Genomic DNA, 259 nt, shown 5'->3' on the forward strand with positions numbered 1-259 from the left:
CTGCACGCGCGTGCGTCAGCTCGGGCATACGTGGCGTCGCACTCATCCACCGCGAGCGTTTCACACAGAAGTCATGCAATAGCGTACTCAAACCTTCGGACATCGCGTGTGTCCCGCCGCGCACTCCGCGCGACGCGGACGCAATCGCGAACCAGGAATGCGGCGGCCGCAATTCGTAGGACGTCACACCACGCGAATCGCGGAAACGGAGGCAACCCGTGTCGGGATAGAAGACGAGCGTCGTCACGTCGCCCTCGAT

General features: G+C 63.3%; 1 protein-coding gene. It reads right to left on the reverse strand.

Annotated features, from left to right (window positions below; all coding sequences use genetic code 11):
* Positions 1–259, reverse strand: a 259-nt coding sequence (locus SB822_RS58545) for a hypothetical protein (RefSeq protein WP_410859302.1), incomplete at both ends; no start/stop codon positions are given.

This window comes from Paraburkholderia sp. SIMBA_054, from assembly GCF_046534875.1.
Taxonomy (GTDB): domain Bacteria; phylum Pseudomonadota; class Gammaproteobacteria; order Burkholderiales; family Burkholderiaceae; genus Paraburkholderia; species Paraburkholderia hospita.